Consider the following 1,723-nt stretch of genomic DNA (forward strand, 5'->3'; position numbering starts at 1 on the left):
CGCGGCCGGTCCGGGTCGGGAGCATCGGGGCGATCAACTCCCATTGGGTGTCAGAGAGCATCTGGAACCGGGACATGTCCCCAGGGTCTCAGCTGACTCGTGCATCTATTCTCAGACACGCCCTAGTCGTCTCCGAGCTTGTCCAGTTGGGCGAGGATTGCCGCCTTGAGCTGGTCCTCCACCTCGGCCTTGCGGGGGCTGCGGATATCCACCTCGGGCTCGATGATGGGCACCAGCCCGGTAACGAGGATCTGACGGGCGAGCCCGAACTGCTGCTCCACGACGGAGCCCACCCCGTCCCCGGGCAGCTTGATGACCGAGCGCATCTTCGTCCCGAACATGTGCTTTTCGACGGCTCGAGACAGTAAGTCATCCAGGTGCGGGATGGGTTTCATGAGCTGGGCGCCTTGCTGTTCCGGGGCCAAGCCCTGGTCGATTTTGAGGAAGGGCACGATGCCTTTGCTGTTCCACAGGTAGTCGCCCGTGGGGGAACCCTCCACCTGGCGGTTCATTGTGTTCTCGAACAGGATGGCCCCCATGACGCGCTCACCGTCGAAGCTGGGGCTGGTGATGATACGTGTGCGCACCTGGTGTACCAGGTCGAACATCTCCTCTGGGCCGGAGTAGGCATCCTTGTCGATCCCGTAGAGGTGCAAGGCCGCCGGGGTGCTGCCCCCGCTCTGGTCCAGCGCCGCGACGAATCCGGCACCGTTCCTGACCCTCTGATACTTCTCCGAGTCCATGGGAGCCTTCCGCGGCGAGGGAGCACGGTGGTCCGGGTTCCCTGCGCACGTCATGGACGACTGGCCGCCCTCAAGGGGGAACGGTCATCAGCAGGCTCAACCCAGGGTGACGAGCAGGTCCGCGCAGGCCTGTTCACACCGGCGGCAGGCCTCGGCACACACCTTGCAGTGCTCGTGCATCTGGGCGTGGCTCTCGCATTCGTCCCCGCACGTCTTGCAGGCGGCCCGGCAGGCCTCGAGCAGGGCGCGGGTGGTCTCGACGTTGGTGCCGGTCTGCCGGGACAGCATCCGGCCTGTGGCGGCGCACACATCGGCGCAGTCCAGGTTCAACCGGATGCACTGCCTCAGGTCGGCGACCATGTCCTCGGCCAGGCAGGCGTCCGCGCAGGCGGTGCACGTCTGGGCGCACTCGAAGCAGGCCTGGATGCATTCGGCCAGTTTCTGCCGATCGATGTTCCCCACCTCCTTCGGGTAGGTCTCCAGCATGGCGCTCACGTGATGGGTCATGATGTGCTCCTTCGTCGATCTGATCCGACGCACCGGCCTTCGCCGGCCCGCCCTTTCATCGACTGTAGACCGCCCCGCCGACGCGGGTGAAGGGCTCAACCTTGAAGGTTCCGTGAAGATCGCCGGCCACGGAGGCCCGCGGACTCCTTTACGGGCAGGGATGACGCAGGTGTGACCAGCCGCCCCTCAGCCCGGCCGACGGCCCTGAGGACCACGCCGACGGGGAGGACCAGCAGGGCTCGCCTCAACGTGGATCCTGTCGGACCGGACGGTCGGTGTCGGGAAGAGCGCTTATGCGATCCGACCAGGGGCGTCGAGGCCGCCGGTGCAGGGTTGCCGGGTGCATTCGGACCGCGGCTCCCAGGGTGGATTCAATCGGTCGTCGCAACACCCTCTCGGAATCACTGGAGGTATGGGCGATGGCAAGCAAGGACTGGGCGAGGAAGATCAGTGACGTGCCCGAGGGGACACGG

General features: G+C 65.9%; 2 protein-coding genes. Both read right to left on the reverse strand.

The genetic code is table 11. The features are described 5' to 3' along the window. Positions 1-122: 122 nt before the first annotated feature. Positions 123-743 (reverse strand): class I fructose-bisphosphate aldolase, encoded by a 621-nt coding sequence (locus D8M29_RS11925; protein WP_225348377.1) that lies wholly within the window; start codon positions 741-743, stop codon positions 123-125. Positions 744-839: 96 nt separating this feature from the next. Next, on the reverse strand, positions 840-1,250 hold the full coding sequence (locus tag D8M29_RS11930) for a four-helix bundle copper-binding protein (RefSeq protein WP_044659891.1): 411 nt from the start codon (positions 1,248-1,250) through the stop codon (positions 840-842). Between the last annotated feature and the right edge of the window lie 473 nt (positions 1,251-1,723).

The sequence above is a fragment of the Micrococcus sp. HSID17227 genome (assembly GCF_003989405.1).
GTDB classification, from domain to species: Bacteria; Actinomycetota; Actinomycetes; order Actinomycetales; family Micrococcaceae; genus Micrococcus; species Micrococcus luteus.

Bases quoted from the DNA above. Each gene is read 5' to 3' on its own strand.
- D8M29_RS11930 (WP_044659891.1), bottom strand. From the start codon at position 1,250: ATGACCCATCACGTGAGCGCCATGCTGGAGACCTACCCGAAGGAGGTG.
- D8M29_RS11925 (WP_225348377.1), bottom strand. From the start codon at position 743: ATGGACTCGGAGAAGTATCAGAGGGTCAGGAACGGTGCCGGATTCGTC.